A 16726-nucleotide genomic window follows, 5' to 3' on the forward strand; every position below is an offset into this window, starting at 1 on the left:
GGGAGCTCCTATGCTTCGTTGGCTACCACCAAGTAGCCGGCTTCTGCCACAGCCTCGCCAATTTCCGATGGCGAGAGCTCATTGGTGGACGTGATGGTGACGGTGGACAGGCCACCCGGATTGAGGTCGACCGCGACTTCCTGGACGCCGCTAAGTGCTTCGAGTTCTTCGCTGACGCTGGAGACACAGTGGCCGCAGGTCATACCCGAAACGTTGACGTTGGTCTGGACGGTCTGGCTCATGGTGCTCTCCTTGGTGATGAGTTGAATGGTGTGGTGAGTGGTGGCGGAATTACCGCAGCAGGCGCCCGATGGCATCGGTGGCCTCCTTGACTTTGGCGTCGATCTGCTCGGCGCGGGCTTCGGGGTTGGGCTCGGAGGCAGCGCCCACGACGCAATGGCCGATGTGCTCCTCTACGAGTCCCAGGCTGACTGCATGGAGGGCCTTGGTGGCAGCGGCTACTTGAGTGAGGATGTCGATGCAGTACTTGTCGTCCTCCACCATGCGCGCAATGCCGCGTACCTGCCCCTCAATCCGTTTCAAACGTTTGAGATAGGCGTCCTTGTTGCTGGTGTACCCGTGGGGTGCGACGTGCTCCAGGTCCACCTCAATGACGGGTGCGTCGGGATGGCTCAAGCTCAGGTCAGGCGTGCTCATAACCTGAAGATATACCCGTAGGGGGTATAAGGTCAAGTACCCCCAGGGGGTATGGCGAACTCGTGTCTTGCGCGCCGTCGCGGTTGAAGCCGCCCGGGTCGATCGAGGGCAGGTCCAAGGGCGGAGTGGAGCTGAAATGCGGAACTTGGTATAGACCAAAATGAGCAAAAATTGGATTCTTGTTTTGCACTGCAAACCTTTTGGGAAATGTGCTTCCGCCCACACCCCCGCGTTCATAGTGTTTGGTCTCATAGCCGCGGAGGGGGAAATCCCGCGGAACCCACCATTCTCCTTGGAGGACACTTGAAACTCGCACGCTCCGCCGCGGCCATAGCCATCGCAGCGCTCGCATTGACCGCTTGCGCCCCGCCCACGTCGAACAACGCAGCCTCCAGCTCGGACGAGCAGACCGGCACCGTCCGCGTCTGGCTCTTCTCGGAGGTCAACCAGGATCCAAAGTCGGCTGTGGTCAAGGAAGCCATCACTGAATTCGAGGCGGCACACAGTGGTGCCAAGATCGATGTCCAGTACATCCCCGTTGACAGCCGCGCCGAGCGTTTCAAGGCTGCCTTCAACGATCCTTCCAGCGCTCCTGACGTTGCGGAATTCGGCAACACGGACCTGGCCAGCTACGTCGCCTCCGGCGGCTTGGCCGATGTCACTGAAGACATCAAGGCATGGGACGAGTCCAAGGACCTGGACCAGAAGATCCTGGACACCACCGAAATCGATGGCAAGAACTACGGTGTCCCGTGGTTCGTCGGTGTCCGCGCACTCTACTACCGGACGGATCTCCTGCAGCAGCTGGGCCTTGAGGTTCCCAAGACCTTGGATGACGTAGAAACGGTTGCCCGTGCTGTTCGTGCGGCAAACCCGGACCTGCTGGGCATCTCCGTCGGCGGCGCCGCCCAGTTCTCCGCCATGCCGTACTTGTGGGCGAACGGCGGTGAGATCGCCACGAAGGAAGGCGACAAGTTCGTTTCCGGGCTGGATTCCACTGAGTCCCGTGAAGGAGTCGCCGCCTACACCCGCCTCCTGAAGGACGACATCTGCCCGGCGCAGACCTGCGCGGAATTCGGCGGCAATGCCAGCGTGCAGCAGTTCATCGCGGGCAAGTCGGCCATGACCATTGGCGGCGATTTCAACTACAAGGCCGTCTCGGCAAGTGCCATCAAGGACAAGTTCGCCGTGGTTCCCGTGCCGGGCAAGACCGCCGGTTCCATCGCTCCCGCCTTCGCCGGCGGCAACAACCTGGGCGTTTTCAACAGCAGCAAGCACCACACGCTCGCCGCCGACTTCGTGAAGCTGCTGGCCAGCAAGAAGTACCAGCAGAAGATGTTCGACTCCATGGGAAACCTCCCCACCTTCAGCGACGTCCAGCAGTCCGTGGCGGATAACAACAAGCAGGTTGAGCCGTTCATCAACACCCTCCGCGCCGGCACCAACTTTGTTCCTGTCACAGAAACCTGGTCAACCATCGACGCTCAGGGTGTCTTCACCGGCATGTACCAGAAGGTGGTCACGGGCAAGGCTGACGTCAACACAGCCACCACCGAGGCCGCTGCCGCCATGAACACGGCGTTTGGCTCCAAGTGATGCACCTAAAACACCCAGTTACGAAGGGCACGCCATGACCGCGCTCGCCCCGGTGCGACCCGAATCGCCACGCGACCCCAGCACCCCAAGCAAAGGACCAACGACGGCGGTACGCAAGATCCGCCGTCGTGCCCGCCTTGAACCCTGGTTCTATTTGGCGCCGGCGTTCATAGTCCTCATCGCCCTGCTCGGCTACCCGATTTTCCAGCTGGTCAACGTCTCCTTGTATGACTACCGCCAGGCCCAGGTGAGCGGCAAAGCCCCGCTGAAGTTCACGGGGCTGGAGAACTACCAGAAGCTCTTCGCCGATCCGCAGTTCTGGACCGTTCTTGGCAATACCGTGCTGTTCGCTGCCGTGTGCGTGGTGTTCACGTTGCTGGTTGGGAGTTCGCTGGCTGTACTCGCCACAAGGCTGCGCCCATGGGTCCGTTCGATGCTGTTTGTGGTGTCGCTCGGAGCTTGGGCCACACCGGCCGTTACGGGCAGCGCCGTGTGGCTCTTCCTCTTCGACCCCACGCTTGGCCTGGTCAACAAGACGCTGGTGGGCATCGGACTCACGCAGTTTCAGGGTTACTCCTGGACGTACGACAAGTGGTCTGGCTTTGGACTCGTAGCCAGCGAGGTGGTGTGGTGCTCGTTCCCATTCGTGCTTGTCACGGTGTACGCCGGCATCCAGGCCATCCCCACGGAAGTCATTGAAGCCGCAAGGATCGACGGCGCCTCCATGCCGCGCATCGCTGGCAGCATCATGCTCCCAATGCTGCGACCAATTGTCATTGTGGTGACCATCCAGTCGATCATCTGGAACTTCAAGATCTTCTCGCAGATCTACATCATGACCAACGGGGGCGGCATCGCCGGGCAGAACCTGGTGCTGAACGTGTACGGCTACCAGCAGGCGTTCGCGGCGAGCCTCTATGGGCTCGGGTCCGCGCTCGGCGTGATCATGACCGCACTGCTCATGGTCATCACGCTGGTCTACCTCCGCATCCTCAAGAGAACAGGAGAAGCCCTGTGACCGCCGTCGACGTTTCACCCCTCACAGGGGACGCTCCGCAGAAATTCCGCAAGAACGGGCGGCGCCGTTTCGGCGCTGATACAGCGGCGATTGTCATCGCGCTGATCGTCGCGTTCCCGCTGTTCTGGATGGTGCTGTCTGCGGTGAAGCCCAAAACAGCGCTCGACGCCGGTGATGCGGCGCCGTACACACTGGAACCGTCGCTGGACTCGTTCGGGCGCGTCCTGGGCGTCAACAATTTTGGCCAGTACTTCCTGAACAGCGTGATTGTGGCGCTGGTTGTGGTGGTGCTTTCCACTGTCCTGGCGTTCCTCGCGGCCGTTGCCTTGACCCGCTACAACTTCAAAATGCGCACCAAGCTGCTCATCATCATTCTGGTCTCGCAGATGGTGCCTGTTGAGGCCCTGACGATTCCGCTCTTCTTCCTGCTGCGCAACGCCGGCGAGGCCATCCCCCTGGTGGGCTTGAACCAGCTCGGCTCGCTGGTCCTGGTGCATGTTGGGTTCAGCATTCCGTTCGCCATCTGGATGCTTCGCGGCTTCGTGGCGGCGGTTCCGCTGGAAGTCGAAGAAGCCGCACGCCTGGACGGTGCGAGCAGCTTCCGGTCGTTCGCTCCATCCTGTTCCCACTGGTGGCGCCGGGTGTGGTGGCATGTTCGGTGTTCTCGTTCATTTCCACGTGGAACGACTTCCTGTTCGCCAAGACCTTCATCATTTCCGCGCAGGAAAACCAGACGCTGCCCATGGCACTGCTGACGTTCTTCAAGCCGGACCAAAACGATTGGGGTGCCATCATGGCAGGCTCCGTGATCATGACCATTCCGGTGCTGATCTTCTTCATCGCCGTTCAACGAAAGCTCGTATCCGGCCTGGCTGGGGCGGTCAAGGGATGAGCGCGCTACATCAGTTGGTCCCGGCGCCGTGGTCCTTTACGGCCTTGTCCGGTTCATTAACGCTCGACGCCGGAACTACGTTGGGTGCCGACCCTTCCCTTGCAGATACCCGGCGTTGGCTGGCCCGGACTCTGGGCGCCGTCACCGCTTGGGACTTGTTTCCGGCCCCGGCCGGAGAGGCCCGAATCCGCCTCCTGCTCGACCCCTCACTCGACGCCGAGGCTTACCGCCTGGAGGTGAGGGACGCCGTCGTGATTTCTGCCGGTGGTGCCGCAGGTGCGTTCTACGGTGCGCAAACGCTTTTGCAGTTGATGGGACCGGCTGCGCTGCGTCAGGCTCCGGTCGCTTCGGTTGGAACGTGGCCGGTGCCGCGGGTAGCTGTGGAGGACAAGCCGCGCTTCGGCTACCGAGGGACCATGCTGGACGTTGCCCGGCACTTCATGCCAAAGGACAACGTGCTCCGGTTCATCGAGGTGATGGCCATGCACAAACTCAACGTCCTGCATCTGCACCTCACGGACGATCAGGGCTGGCGGATCCAGATCCACCGCTATCCCAAGCTGACGGAAACCGGTGCGTGGCGCCGGGAATCGTCGCTTGGTTCCTGGCGTGCAGGGGTGTTTGACGGCCGCCCGCATGGCGGCTTCTACACGCAGGATGACCTCCGCGAGATCGTGGCCTTCGCCGCCGACCGACACATCACCGTCATCCCCGAGATCGATGTTCCCGGTCATAGCCAGGCTGCCATCGCGGCCTATCCGGAGCTCGGTTCTGGTGACGGGCCTGTGGAGGTGTGGACGCGCTGGGGCATCAACGAGACCGTCCTGGAAGTGTCCGAAACCTCGCTGGAGTTCTACCGGAACGTGCTGGACGAAGTGATGGAAATCTTCCCCTCCCCATGGATAAGTCTTGGTGGCGACGAAGTTCCGCTTGCCCAGTGGCAGTCCAGCGCGCAGGCGCGGGCGAAGGTCGCCGAGCTTGGCTTGGACGATGTGTCGGGCCTGCATAGCTGGTTCGTGGGGCAGTTGGCGTTACATCTGGCCAGTCATGGCCGAGCCACGTCCGTGTGGGACGAAATAGGCGACGGCGGCCTGCCGGACGGCGCTCTCGTGGCCTCCTGGCGTGGGTACGAGGGCGGTGTGGACGCCCTCCGAAAAGGTTATGACGTGGTCATGTGCCCGGAACACAAGCTCTACCTCGACCACCGCCAGGCTGAGGGCGACGAGGAGCCCGTGCCCGTCGGGTTCGTCACGACCCTCCAGTCCGTCTATGAGTTCGATCCGCTGCCCGGTATTTCGGCTGACAGCTTGCGGGGTCGTTTGCTCGGTGCGCAGGCAAACATCTGGACGGAACACCTTGATTCGCCACGCCGCGTGCATTTTGCAGCTTTCCCGCGCCTTAGCGCCATCTCCGAAGTGTTCTGGTCGCGGCCAGATGCCCGGGACTACGATGAGTTCCTGACCCGGCTTACGGGTGCACACTTGGCGCGACTTGAGGCCATGGGTGTGGAATATCGGCCGTTGGCCGGACCCACTCCGTGGCAGCAGCGCCCGGGTGTGGAGGGTTGGAAACGCGACTACGATGCCGAGCAGCTTGTTAGGAACTGAGTGACTACTGAAGGTAAGGATGTCCGCAATTCATCGGCATCGCTTCGAAAGGCCTTGGCGTTGTTGGCCGTGGTGGCAGAGGAACCAGGCAACGGCGACGGGTTGGCACTCGTTGAAGTTTCACGGCTATCCGGACTGAACAAGAGCACGGTTTTGCGTCTGACCGCGCCACTGCTGGAGGAAAACCTGCTTGAGCGCGATCACGAAACAGGCAAGTTCAGGCTTGGGCACGGCTGTTTGCGGCTAGGACAGTCCTACCTTGACCGGGTGGACCTGCGAAGCGTGGCGAATCCTGAGCTGCGTGGATTGATGCGCGCTACGGAATCAACGTGTCATCTGGTGGTGCTCTCCGGCCACGACGTCGTGTACCTGGACAAGGTAGAGGACGAGGCGACCGTCCGGATGGCATCCCGAGTGGGCGCGACGATGCCGGCCTACTGCACCGCCGTCGGCAAGGCCATGCTCGCGTTCAGTCCGGAGGAAGTGGTGGGGCCGATCCTCGCCGGCAACCTCGCGCCGCTCACGGACAAGACCATCACCGACCCTTTGCTGCTCCGGGCTGACTTTGAAGCAATCCGGCGGCGGGGCTACTCCATTGATGACCGCGAAAACGAGCCGGAAGTCCGCTGTGTAGCCGCGCCGATCTTCGGACATGACGATCACGTCGTGGCGGCCCTGTCCGTGTCTTCGTTGTCGTCGCGTATGACCGCAAAGCGAGTACGCGAGGTTGGTCCGATGGCTGCCGAGACGAGCCTCCGGATTTCCGCCAAGCTAGGCTCCCGCCGCGCGTCTGCGAAACTGGCGAGGCTGGCATGAGCGCATCGGACTACTTCCGGGCCAAGCTCCAGTTCGAAATCGACGTGATGGACGTGGCGGACGCAGCTCCCGGATCCCTTGTTGTGGTGGATACGCGTCGGCAATCCTCATGGGACCACGGACATATTCCCGGTGCGGTACATATTCCGACGGCCCAGGTCCCTTCTTTGGCTCCTGATCTGGTCCCGGCGGATTCGCGGGTGGTGGTGTACTCCTGGGGTCCCGGGTGCAACGGCTGCACGTTCGCCGCGCTCGCCTTCGCAGAACTGGGCTACTCCGTGAAGGAAATGATCGGGGGCATCGAGTATTGGATCCGGAACGGTCTCCCTGTTGAAACTGCCGGGGGCGTCGTTCAAAGTAAGCCGGATGCGCTGGTGACAGCACACACGGCGTGAGTTGAAACGGGGGAATGATGGCGGTTTTCGTTCTGATTCACGGTGGTGGTTCCACGGCATGGGACTGGCATTTGGTAGCCCCGCTTCTTGAAACGGCCGGGCATGGAGTGGTGGCCGTCGACTTGCCCATCGAAGATGCCGGGGCGGGACTTGAGGACTACACCCGCGCAGCGATGGACGCAGTCGGCGCTGCGCGGCACACCATCGTTGTGGGGCACTCATTGGGCGGCTTCACGGCACCCCTGGTTTGCGAAGCGCTCCACTCGGATGGGCTCGTGTACCTCTCGGCAATGATTCCGATGCCGGGCGAGACCTTCGGCGACTGGTGGACTAACACGGGCCACGACCGCGAGAACATACCCGAAGAGCCATATTTCAATCTTGTCACGGCAGAGTTGGCGCAGCAGGCCACTGACAGGGGGCGCGACCAGCAAGGTGCCTGGATGTCAGATCCCTGGCCGGGCAAGCATCCGGACGTGCCGACCCTGGGGATTCTGTGCCGCGACGATCTCTTTTTTCCACCTGAATTCATGAAGCGCCAAATTCGGGATCGGCTGGGCACCGAACCTGTGGAGATCCCTGGCGGTCACTATGCTCCGTTGAGCAATCCGGACGCTGTAGCTGCCGCCCTTATCGACTTCGCCGGGCAGACCGCGAGCGGTAACCACACCGCATAGGCTTGAACCATGCTGAACCTGGTCCTTGGCCTCATCTTTGCGGGGCTCTTCCTGGCTTCCTACCAGTCGGACCGGCGGAGGCTCCGAAACGGCGTTTTTCTGCTGATTGCGGCGTGGTTTCTGCTGCAGGCCCTCCTGGACTTCCTGATCGAGCTGAACCCGTGGTTTGAGTGGCTGAACCTGGTGGTCGTGGTGGTACCGGTAGTGAGCATCTTCGTGTTTGCCGGCTTCCTGCTCGCGAACGGCGTCACCATGGTCCGCAGGGAGGGCCCAAGCATCACCAGCTTCCTGCCGATGGCCGTGGGAATGGCGGTCTTTCTTGCGCCGGTAACCGCGTTCCTTTTCGTGCTCAGCGGGCAGCCTGTCCTGGCCGGCATCGCAGCCCTTGCTTTCTTCCTTTGCGCCTATCTTGGCTGCGCGTTTGTGGTGTTCCTGGGCTACGCGCTGGTGTATTCCAGGATGCGCCACAGCCCGAACCCGGCCGCCGTCGTCGTGCTGGGGTCGGGCCTGATCGACGGCAACGTGCCGCCCTTGCTCGCCGCGCGCTTGAACAAGGCCTTGGAAATTTACGACGGCGTCGCACCGGTCAGGCCCTTTTTGGTACCTTCCGGGGGCCAAGGCCCGGACGAACCCCGTCCTGAGTCAGCTGCGATGAAGGAGTACTTGGTGGCGAAGGGAGCAGCGGCGGCGGACGTCCTGGAGGAGAACAAAGCCACCACCACCCGCGAGAATTTGGCCTATTCCGTGGCGTTGCTGGCAGAGAAGGGTATCCAGGGTCCTTTGTTGGTGTGCACCAACAACTACCACGTCCTCCGCGCCGCGTTGCTGTCGCGCAGGCAGAAGATCAATGCGGAGGTAGTGGGTGCACCGACTGCCAAGTACTTTGTCCCCAGCGCCTTCCTTCGCGAGTTCGTGGCCGTGATGCGGGATAACCGACGGACGAACATCGTCCTTTGCCTGCCCATGTTTGGGATTGCCCTGCTCATCACAGTCGCACTAATGAACTCGTCGGTGGTGTGAGGGCGGCTAGGCTCGTCTGCATGTTCAAACTCGTTGCTCCGGATGTCTCCTACCACCAGTCATTCCTGGAATCCCACAAGGAATGGGGTGGCGTCCATCAGGACGGCGCCGGAGTCTTCATGGCTAACGACGTATCCACAGCTGAAGGGTTCGCGGCCTGGATACAGCAACTGACGGATGCAGAAGGCGTTCAGGAGAAGCAGGGCATTGTTCCCTGCACCTATCTCTGGATTACCGAGGGCACACGCTATGTGGGGGCCATTGCTTTCCGGCACCACCTCACTCCTGCGCTCTTGAACTCGGGTGGTCACATCGGCTACGGGATCCGGCCGTCGGATCGTGGGCGTGGTGCTGCGTCCTGGGCTCTGCAGGAGTTGTGCCAGCGTTTGGCAGCCCAGGAAGAACCCGACCGTGTCCTGCTGACGTGCGATGACACCAACCTTGCTTCTGCCAAGACCATCGAACGGGCGGGCGGGCTGCTCGAAGATAAGCGGACGGATGCAGATGGTCGCCCGTTCCGTCGCTACTGGATCGAGGTCAGCAGGAGGCTCGCATGACGGACGCGAACCCACTAGCCACTTCGTTCCTGCACACCGACTCGGACCCTACTTCCTCAACCAATTCGACTACGAGGACAAAGACGCCGGCGTCGTGCGCTTTTCCTGAAAGTTCCGTTACATTCTTCTGACTGCCGGACATTAACCGGATATGAGGGTGAAGATGGACCAAGGAGATCGCGTGGAGGCAGCCAGGGAGAAACGTTTCCTGGCAGCCCACGCGGCCTGCCATGACCAGGTATACCGCTATTTCCGGCGGCGGACTGAGGGAGCGTCGGCAGCCGAGGACCTTACGGCCGAAGTTTTTCGAATCGCCTGGGAAAAGTGCTGCCAGGACCAGGAAGTGTCCGTGCTCCTGGTGTTCGGCATAGCCCGGAACGTCCTGCGGAACCACAACCGTTCAAACATCCGGTCCGTCAACCTCGCCCAGCAGATGGAGCTACAAAGAAGCCACGAGTTGGGGGTGGGTGACGACTCCGTGAGTGAGGCATTGGACCGGCTCAAACCACAGCAGCGGGAGGTTCTGCTCCTGACGTACTGGGACGGATTCAGCTCGGCCGAGGTGTCGGAATTGCTGCAGATCCCGGCCACAGCAGTGCGGATGCGCCTGCACAGGGCCCGCAAAGAACTCAGCCAACTGCTTGGGGCGGATCAAGTCACAGAGGATGTGCAGCCATGAGTAAAAGAACAACGCCTGCCCTGGAACGTCTCGCCGCAGCTGACCCGGGCCGAGCAGTCACGGAAGATGACTTGGCCCGGAGCCGGGAAAAGAGCCTTGCGGTCATGCACACTGATGCGGTGCAGCTGGCCGTCGGCGGCGCGGTGGAACGCTTCCACCGTCAGCCGCCCACCCGCCGGCGTAGGGTGTTTGCGGCCGTCGGCCTTGTGGCAGCGGCTGCCGCTGTGGTGGCCGGCGTTTTCGCAGCCTCGCTGTCTTCACAGCAGGTGCAACAGCCGGTCCCCGCCGCCACGCAGCCCGATGTTGCGCAGGATAGCTCGAGCAACCAACCGCTGCCCGAAATAACCGGACGCATGCCGACTTTCGACGCCGAAATCGTCACCGGGGGCAACGGCAACAAAGCTGCGGTCGCAAAAGACGAGCAGGCCGACTTCCACATGGACGCCCTCAACGTGGGAAAGCTAGGCCTGAACAGCGGTCAATGCATGTCCGGAGTCTACCCCGACGGCACGTCACTGGGCCTCATCTTCCCCCGCGGAACACAGGTCACCGGGACGGGAGTGGTTCTGCCCGACGGGACGTCCATCAGTCTTGGCCAGGAGTTTTCGTTCGGCGGGGGACTTTCGCCCGAAGGTACGGACGTGGGCGTATGCTCTTCGGGCGGCTCGCCCTTCCTGGTCCAGGACTGGGACGTGCTCCCCTGATCCCTGCGGGACGCTCGCAACGCCAAAGCGCGACGTCGGCACCCGCGGTGAGTGCCGACGTCGGGCCTTCTGTTCGGTTGCGTTCTATTCGGTGACCTCGTCCTCCACGACTGGATCCTTCAGGAGGAGGGCCGTGCCCTGGAAGGGGCTAAGTTCCAGGAAGAAGCTGCCCAGATCGTCCACCTGGCCAACGTCCTCGCCGCTGAAGAGGTCGTGGACGGTAGCGCCCGGCACCAGATGCGAGGACTGGATGCTGCCCGCGATGTCCTGGTCCGAGAAGTTCAGGACCGTTACCTGCACTGCTCCGTCAGCGAGCTGGTTCACCAGCACCAGCAGTCCGCGGTTGGAAACCTCCGGGACATCCAGCAGGGTACTGGTGGCGATCCCGGACTCTTCGCGGACCGTGAGGATCTTCTGGAGGCGCCGGGCATAGGATGTCGAATCCTTGAGCTGCTCGGGCAGCGGACCATACAGGCTGCGCGCACGGGGCATGCCGGCCAGGGAGGTCTTCGCATCCGGGCTGGTGCCCATGAGGTCGTGGGCTCCACGGTTGATCCAGCGGGTATCGCCCTGGGACGTCAGCTCGCGGACGGTCTCGCGGTCCAAGGCTGTGATGCCCGTGAGGTCCCAACCGGACAGTGCGAAGACGCCTGGCTGCAACGCGTTGTACATGGACAGCAGGACGTGGGCATCCAGCACCTGGGCTTGCTGCTCTGCCGTGATCGCGTCCGGATCCTTGATGCCCAACGTGGCCATGATGAAGCTGACGGTGGTGCAGGCGATGCCATTGGTGGTGAAGACGGCGTTGTAGGGGCCATTCTCGCCGGTAAGGCGCTCCCGCAAGGTGTCCTGGACCTTCTCGGCCACTTCGGCGCCTGTAAGTTCCTCCCCGCCAAGTTCGAAGATGTCGTCCCTGTGGCCGGCGGCAAAGTGAAGCAACTCGTACGTTAGCTCATCGTGGTTCTGCAGCGCGTGGACCAACGACGCCTGGTCCACGCCGATCTCCATGGCAAGCCGCAGGGTCAGGCGCAGGAACTCGGTATCACCGCTCACCAGGGCGTAGTGGTAGGCGGGGCGGGTGACAAAGTCGTAGGAAAGGTCCGGTCCGGACTCCGACTGGGCTTTGATGTCGTCAATGGTGAGGTTGAGTTCCTGGAACGAGAACCCACCCACCTTGCGGATCATTGAGCCGATCAGTTGGTTGGCTGCCTCCGACAACGGGTGGCCTTCGGACCAGCCCGGTTCCTCCTCGGCGCTCTTCTCCACTCCCAGGAACCCGTTGGCATCCAGGCGGAGTGCCCCGGTCCCAAGGTCCAGCAGCGAATGAAGTGCGTCGCCCACCACCAGTCGCATGCCAGCGAACGTGGGGTCCAACCAGTTGATGGAAGGTTGGCCGGCCTTGAAGTAGTGGAGGTACACCCAGCGGCGTTTCTTGCCGGTGGTGTCGACGATTGCCTTGGTTGCGCTCCAGTTGGTTTCCTTGACACCGGGTTCGTAGAAGATCACCCGCTGGAGCCGGCCGATGATGTAGCCCGCCTGCTGGAGTGCCTTCTCCGTTTCAGGGCTGATGTTGACGGAGTCTTCGTTCTCAGGAACGTCCGGCAACAGGTGCCAGTCCTCCTCCGGGATGTCCACCATGTGATAAATCCCCGGGTAGTCCCGGAAGTTCATTTCAGCCAGGCGGAAGTCGGCACCCTTGCCGGTGTGCCCCGGAACAATGTCATCAATGATCGTGCCGCCGTGGTCCACCGCGACCTCACACATCTGGCGGAACTCTTCTTCGGTGCCGAACGCGGGGTCGATCGCCATGCTGATGCGGTCAAAGTGCCCGTCGACGCTGGGGGTCTGCGACCATCCGCGGATACCGCCGGCCAGCTTCACAGGCCCAGTGTGAAGGCCCCGGATGCCGATCTGGCTGAACGCATCCCACAGTTCCGGGTCGCCCAGCGCTGACAGGAACGACTGGCCGTCCTTGGTGATGAAGGAGAGGGGATAGGCCGTGAACCAGACCGGCGCCCGCTCGACAGCCGAACGCGGGTTGGGCCGGGCGTACGAGTTCTGCCACATGCTCGCCTGGCCCGAAAGCTGCCGGGCCATGGTGTTGGCGTCGCCGAGCATGGACTGGTTGCGCAGCCAATCGACGTAAGTGGAGTTCAGGCCGTCGAATTCCAGGGACGGCCGGGCAGCGAAGAATTGACGACGGCGGGCGATTGGCCGCAGCGCTTTGGGCCGCGCGGGGTAGAACTGCTCGTCGAACGTGATTTCCGGCGACTCCGTTGCGGTGTCCGCGGCTTCCCCAGCTTCCTGCGGTTCTTCCTGTGTATCTTCCTGCGGTTCGGTTGGATCGGCGCTGACTTCTTCCGCGCTCTCGTTGACTACAGGCTCCCGCACAGCATTCTCCTTTACGTGGTCGCCGCATCGCGCCGACCGTCCGAGGGGGTCGTTCAAGAGGTCACGTACCCGGGCTTACCCGGAGTATTCATGCTAGTCACGACGACATGGGGTTTGTCGAACTTGGGAGAAGTGAGTCGTCAGGTTGCTGGCTAATCGGAGGCCCCCGGCTACTCTGGAACTCCCAGCTCTACACAAGAGATGAAGGGACTCCATGAAGATCGTTGTCATCGGCGGAAGTGGCCATATCGGTTCGTTCCTCGTGCCCAGACTCGTGCGTGAAGGGCGCGAGGTGATCAACGTCAGCCGCGGAACCAGCAAGCCCTACACGGACTCCCCTGAGTGGAAGCAGGTCCGCCAGGTTATCGCCGACCGCGAGCAGGAAGACCGGGACGGCACCTTTGGTGACCGGATCGCGGCACTGGGCGCCGACGTCGTGGTTGATTTGGTGTGCTTCACGCTCGACTCGGCCAAGGCGCTGGTGAGTCGGCTCCGCGGCGAGACAGGACATCTCCTGCACTGTGGATCCATTTGGCGGTACGGCGCCAGCATGAAGCTGCCGCTGGCCGAGGGCTCGGATTCTGCCGACGAACCGACCGACGAGTACGGCATCCAGAAGCGCGACATCGCCCGCATGCTGAAACAAGAGACGGCGTCCGGCGGCTTGGTCACCACGTCCCTGCACCCCGGCCATATTGTGGGGCCAGGCTGGCATCCGGTGGGACCTTTGGGGAATTTCGATCCCTCTATCTGGCAGAAGATCTCAGCAGGGCAGACAGTGCAAATGCCCGGTAGCGGCACGGAATTGATGCACCACGTCCATGCCGACGACCTCGCCCAAGCGTTCGCGAAAGCCATCGAGCGGCGTGATGAGGCGGCCGGCGAGGACTTCAACATCGTCGCCCCCACGGCCCTGAGTGTTCGCGGCTTCGCCCGGATCGCGGCGTCCTGGTTCGGGCAGACGGCACAGTTCGAGACGGTCGGCTGGGAGGAATTCCGCCGGAGCACTACGCCTGAGCACGCTGAAACGAGCTGGGCCCACTTGTCCCGCAACCACTGCTTCAGCATCGAAAAGGCCAAGTCGCTGTTGGGCTATGCGCCGCGATATGAACCGGAGCAGGCTGTTCATGAGTCCGTGCAGTGGCTCATCGACAACAAGCAACTCAGCCTCGCCGAAGGTTAAGCCCGTGTACAAGGCGCCGACCAGGGAAGTGACCGATACCTGGCTGGACCACGCCTTCTTCATCCTTGGCGGCGCGGCCGCGGTGTGGCTGGCGTTCCTGCTGGTGGGGGAGAGCTTCCATCTCGGTTGGGGCCAGGTGTGGTTCTACTTCTTCTTCTGGGCGTTCCTTGCCTACTTGCTCTTGCCCCGGCTTCACCGCATCCTCACCACCATTTACGTCCCCGGGTACTTCATCGGGCGCGCCCGGACCAGTGACGGCCTGCTTGGTGATCCCGTGAATGTCGCCCTGCTTGGCGACGAGGCGCAACTCCACGCCATCATGCGCGCCGCCGGCTGGACCCAGGCGGACGACGTTACGTTGGGGAGCAGCCGCCGCATCATCAGTTCAACGATCTTCCGGCGGAGTTACGCCGAAGCGCCTGTCAGTCCCTTGTACCTGTTCGACCGGCAGCAGGACTTCGCCTACCAGCAGGAAGTGGACAACAACCCCGGCAAACGCCATCACGTTCGGTTCTGGCGCTGCCCCGAGGGTTGGCTCCTGCCCGGCGGACACAAAGTGGACTGGCTCGCCGCCGGCACCTACGACCGCAGCGTCGGCTTCTCGCTCTTCACCCTTCAGATCACGCACAAGATTGAGCAGAACACGGACGTTGAGCGGGACCACATAGTGCGGACGGTTTCCGACGCCGGGCCCGCCGTGTCCGTCCAGGTGATCAAGGACTTCTCCACCGGATACCACTCCCGCAACGGCGGCGGGGATTCCATCTCCACCGACGGAGACCTTCCCATCATCGACGCCCGCCGGGTGCTGGTCCCAGCCAGTCAGCCAACACGCCCGACGGATAGTCGCGACAGGCGGCCGGCCCCCACCATGATGGGCGCCGCGTTGGTGGTTGCCCGTTCCATTGCGGCCTTCGTCCTGGCGGTCACGTTGTTGACATCTTCCGACGTTGTCGCGGAACTCACCACGGACGGCGACCCCCTTGACCCGCAAACCACGACGGCGGTTGTCACCTTTATTGCCGCAGTTGTCCTGCTGTTCGGGCTGGGGGAAGTTTTCCTTGCCTGGCGGATTTTCCTTGGCAGCAATGGTGCTCGGGTGATCGCAATGGGCCTTAGTTCCATTTCCGTGGTGGTCCAAGCCATTGATTACTTCACGGGAAGCACCAACATCACCCTGGAAGCCGGTCTCTCCGGCCTTGCCACGGACATTCTGGTCCTCTTGGCACTCTCTAGCCAAAGGGCCAGGGTCTATGCCAAACGGCAGCGGGTTCCGGCGGTTCCGCCAACGCTTGCCCCGAAGCGCCTGCAAGCTGAACGCTGACCGGTGTTGAGCCGTACCTCCGCCACCTCCTTTGGATTGCCGGGCCGCCGAAGTCGCCGGAAAATACGGCGTGTCAGCGCTTCCCGCAACTCAAAGTGGGTCGTGGCGGTACGGACTTCCAGCTTGGATCAATAGACTGGCCCTGCCCGGAGGCTGCTCATACTGCGCTTCATACTGCGCTTGAGCCCCGGTGATCAACGAATACCGAATTGGGGACCCACGTCTTGACTGCTGTACATCCGAAAATAACTGTTGTTGTGCCCACCTACAACGAGCGGGAGAACCTGCCGGTCCTCGTCGCCCAACTTCAAGCACTGGCCATTCCACAACTTCACGTCCTTGTAGTTGACGACAATTCACCCGACGGGACCGGGGCGGTGGCAGATCAGCTGGCAGCAGGCTCCCAGGGCGCGGTGTCCGTCCTCCACCGGAAAGAAAAGGACGGCCTGGGCCGGGCGTACGTGGCCGGAATGACCCAGGCGCTGGACACTGATGCCGACGTCATCATCCAAATGGACGCCGATTTGTCCCACCCTGTCTCAGCCATCCCCACCATGCTTGACCGGATCGGGACTTCCGGGGCCGCGCTTGTGATCGGTTCGCGCTACGTCCAGGGCGGCTCCACGGCTGCGGAGTGGCCGTGGCACCGGAAGGCGCTCTCGGCCTGGGCGAACTTCTACGTGGGCGTGATCCTGGGCTTGAAAGTCAAAGATGCGACGGCGGGATACAAGGCCTGGACGGCATCTGCCCTGCGCCAGATAGATGTAGCGTCCATCCAAAGCGACGGCTACTCATTCCAGGTCGAGATGAACTACCGTGCAGCCCGGCATGGCCTCACCATCATGGAGGTTCCCATCCACTTCGAGGAGCGCGTGGAAGGGGCCTCCAAGATGAATCTCCGCGAGCAGCTTGAGTCGGCGCTCACTCCTTGGAAGCTCCGCTTCCGGAAGGCGGACACGCCCGCCCGGATGACCGTCTCTTAAGGCCCTGATTTAAGGTTCCGACAGCGGCACTCCAGGTGAGTGCCGCCGTCGGGCTCCGCTATGTGCGAGAGGGTCTGGCTCAAGCGGCGCGGATGTGGGAGAGGGTCTGGCTGAAGCGGGTGGGATGTGCGAGAGGGTTTGGCTCAAACGGCGCGGATGTGCGAGAGGGTTTGTGGTTGACGGACGCTCTCTCACGTACCACCCCAAAGTGGGGAGCCCTCTCTCAC

General features: G+C 62.3%; 16 protein-coding genes and 1 pseudogene. 14 read left to right on the top strand and 3 right to left on the bottom strand.

Annotated features, from left to right (window positions below; translation table 11 throughout):
* Positions 1–8 precede the first annotated feature (8 nt).
* Complete coding sequence (locus PJL15_RS04285; protein ID WP_281449970.1) at positions 9–242, bottom strand: heavy-metal-associated domain-containing protein; 234 nt, start codon at positions 240–242, stop codon at positions 9–11.
* Between the two features lie 49 nt (positions 243–291).
* A complete protein-coding gene (locus tag PJL15_RS04290; protein WP_281449971.1) occupies positions 292–657 on the bottom strand; it encodes a metal-sensitive transcriptional regulator in 366 nt (121 codons plus the stop codon).
* Between the two features lie 303 nt (positions 658–960).
* Here PJL15_RS04290 and PJL15_RS04295 point away from each other — a divergent pair, with 303 nt between their 5' ends.
* From PJL15_RS04295 to PJL15_RS04350, 11 genes and pseudogenes are all read left to right on the top strand, one after another.
* Positions 961–2253 carry an extracellular solute-binding protein gene (locus PJL15_RS04295; protein WP_281449972.1) on the top strand — a complete coding sequence of 431 codons (1293 nt, stop codon included), beginning with the start codon at positions 961–963 and terminating at the stop codon, positions 2251–2253.
* A 34-nt stretch (positions 2254–2287) separates the two neighbouring features.
* The gene (locus PJL15_RS04300; RefSeq protein ID WP_281449973.1) at positions 2288–3271 is read left to right on the top strand and encodes a carbohydrate ABC transporter permease; all 984 of its coding nucleotides are present in this window, start codon (positions 2288–2290) and stop codon (positions 3269–3271) included.
* A pseudogene (locus tag PJL15_RS04305) lies at positions 3268–4163 on the top strand (carbohydrate ABC transporter permease). Before PJL15_RS04300 ends, PJL15_RS04305 begins: the two are co-directional and overlap by 4 nt.
* Positions 4160–5770, top strand: coding sequence for a beta-N-acetylhexosaminidase (locus PJL15_RS04315; RefSeq protein ID WP_281449976.1), 1611 nt, complete (start codon positions 4160–4162; stop codon positions 5768–5770). The pseudogene PJL15_RS04305 and the gene PJL15_RS04315 overlap by 4 nt, the downstream one beginning before the upstream one ends.
* Positions 5771–6586 (top strand): IclR family transcriptional regulator, encoded by an 816-nt coding sequence (locus PJL15_RS04320; protein ID WP_281449977.1) that lies wholly within the window; start codon positions 5771–5773, stop codon positions 6584–6586. It abuts the gene before it with no gap.
* Positions 6583–6981 (top strand): rhodanese-like domain-containing protein, encoded by a 399-nt coding sequence (locus PJL15_RS04325; RefSeq protein ID WP_281449978.1) that lies wholly within the window; start codon positions 6583–6585, stop codon positions 6979–6981. Before PJL15_RS04320 ends, PJL15_RS04325 begins: the two co-directional genes overlap by 4 nt.
* 14 nt (positions 6982–6995) lie before the next feature.
* Positions 6996–7658 carry an alpha/beta fold hydrolase gene (locus PJL15_RS04330; RefSeq protein ID WP_281449979.1) on the top strand — a complete coding sequence of 221 codons (663 nt, stop codon included), beginning with the start codon at positions 6996–6998 and terminating at the stop codon, positions 7656–7658.
* Between the two features lie 9 nt (positions 7659–7667).
* Positions 7668–8678 carry a YdcF family protein gene (locus PJL15_RS04335; protein ID WP_281449980.1) on the top strand — a complete coding sequence of 337 codons (1011 nt, stop codon included), beginning with the start codon at positions 7668–7670 and terminating at the stop codon, positions 8676–8678.
* Between the two features lie 20 nt (positions 8679–8698).
* Complete coding sequence (locus tag PJL15_RS04340) at positions 8699–9235, top strand: GNAT family N-acetyltransferase (RefSeq protein WP_281449981.1); 537 nt, start codon at positions 8699–8701, stop codon at positions 9233–9235.
* 181 nt (positions 9236–9416) lie between these two features.
* Positions 9417–9914: an RNA polymerase sigma factor gene (locus PJL15_RS04345; protein WP_281449982.1), complete on the top strand. Its 498-nt coding sequence runs from the start codon at positions 9417–9419 to the stop codon at positions 9912–9914.
* Positions 9911–10618, top strand: a complete 708-nt coding sequence (locus tag PJL15_RS04350; protein WP_281449983.1) for a hypothetical protein — start codon at positions 9911–9913, stop codon at positions 10616–10618. Before PJL15_RS04345 ends, PJL15_RS04350 begins: the two co-directional genes overlap by 4 nt.
* Before the next feature lie 84 nt (positions 10619–10702).
* On the opposite strand, the gene treS is transcribed toward PJL15_RS04350, so the two are convergent.
* Complete coding sequence (gene treS / locus PJL15_RS04355; protein ID WP_281449984.1) at positions 10703–13009, bottom strand: maltose alpha-D-glucosyltransferase; 2307 nt, start codon at positions 13007–13009, stop codon at positions 10703–10705.
* A gap of 214 nt (positions 13010–13223) precedes the next feature.
* Between treS and PJL15_RS04360 the strand changes: the two genes are divergently transcribed.
* The 3 genes from PJL15_RS04360 to PJL15_RS04370 all read left to right on the top strand — a co-directional run bounded on the left by PJL15_RS04360 (position 13224) and on the right by PJL15_RS04370 (position 16499).
* On the top strand, positions 13224–14192 hold the full coding sequence (locus PJL15_RS04360) for an NAD-dependent epimerase/dehydratase family protein (protein ID WP_281449985.1): 969 nt from the start codon (positions 13224–13226) through the stop codon (positions 14190–14192).
* A gap of 4 nt (positions 14193–14196) precedes the next feature.
* Complete coding sequence (locus tag PJL15_RS04365) at positions 14197–15516, top strand: LssY C-terminal domain-containing protein (protein WP_281449986.1); 1320 nt, start codon at positions 14197–14199, stop codon at positions 15514–15516.
* 224 nt (positions 15517–15740) lie between these two features.
* On the top strand, positions 15741–16499 hold the full coding sequence (locus tag PJL15_RS04370; RefSeq protein WP_281449987.1) for a polyprenol monophosphomannose synthase: 759 nt from the start codon (positions 15741–15743) through the stop codon (positions 16497–16499).
* The last annotated feature ends 227 nt before the right edge of the window (positions 16500–16726 follow it).

Origin of the sequence: Paenarthrobacter nitroguajacolicus, from assembly GCF_029952445.1 — a bacterium.
Lineage (GTDB): Bacteria > Actinomycetota > Actinomycetes > Actinomycetales > Micrococcaceae > Arthrobacter > Arthrobacter nitroguajacolicus_B.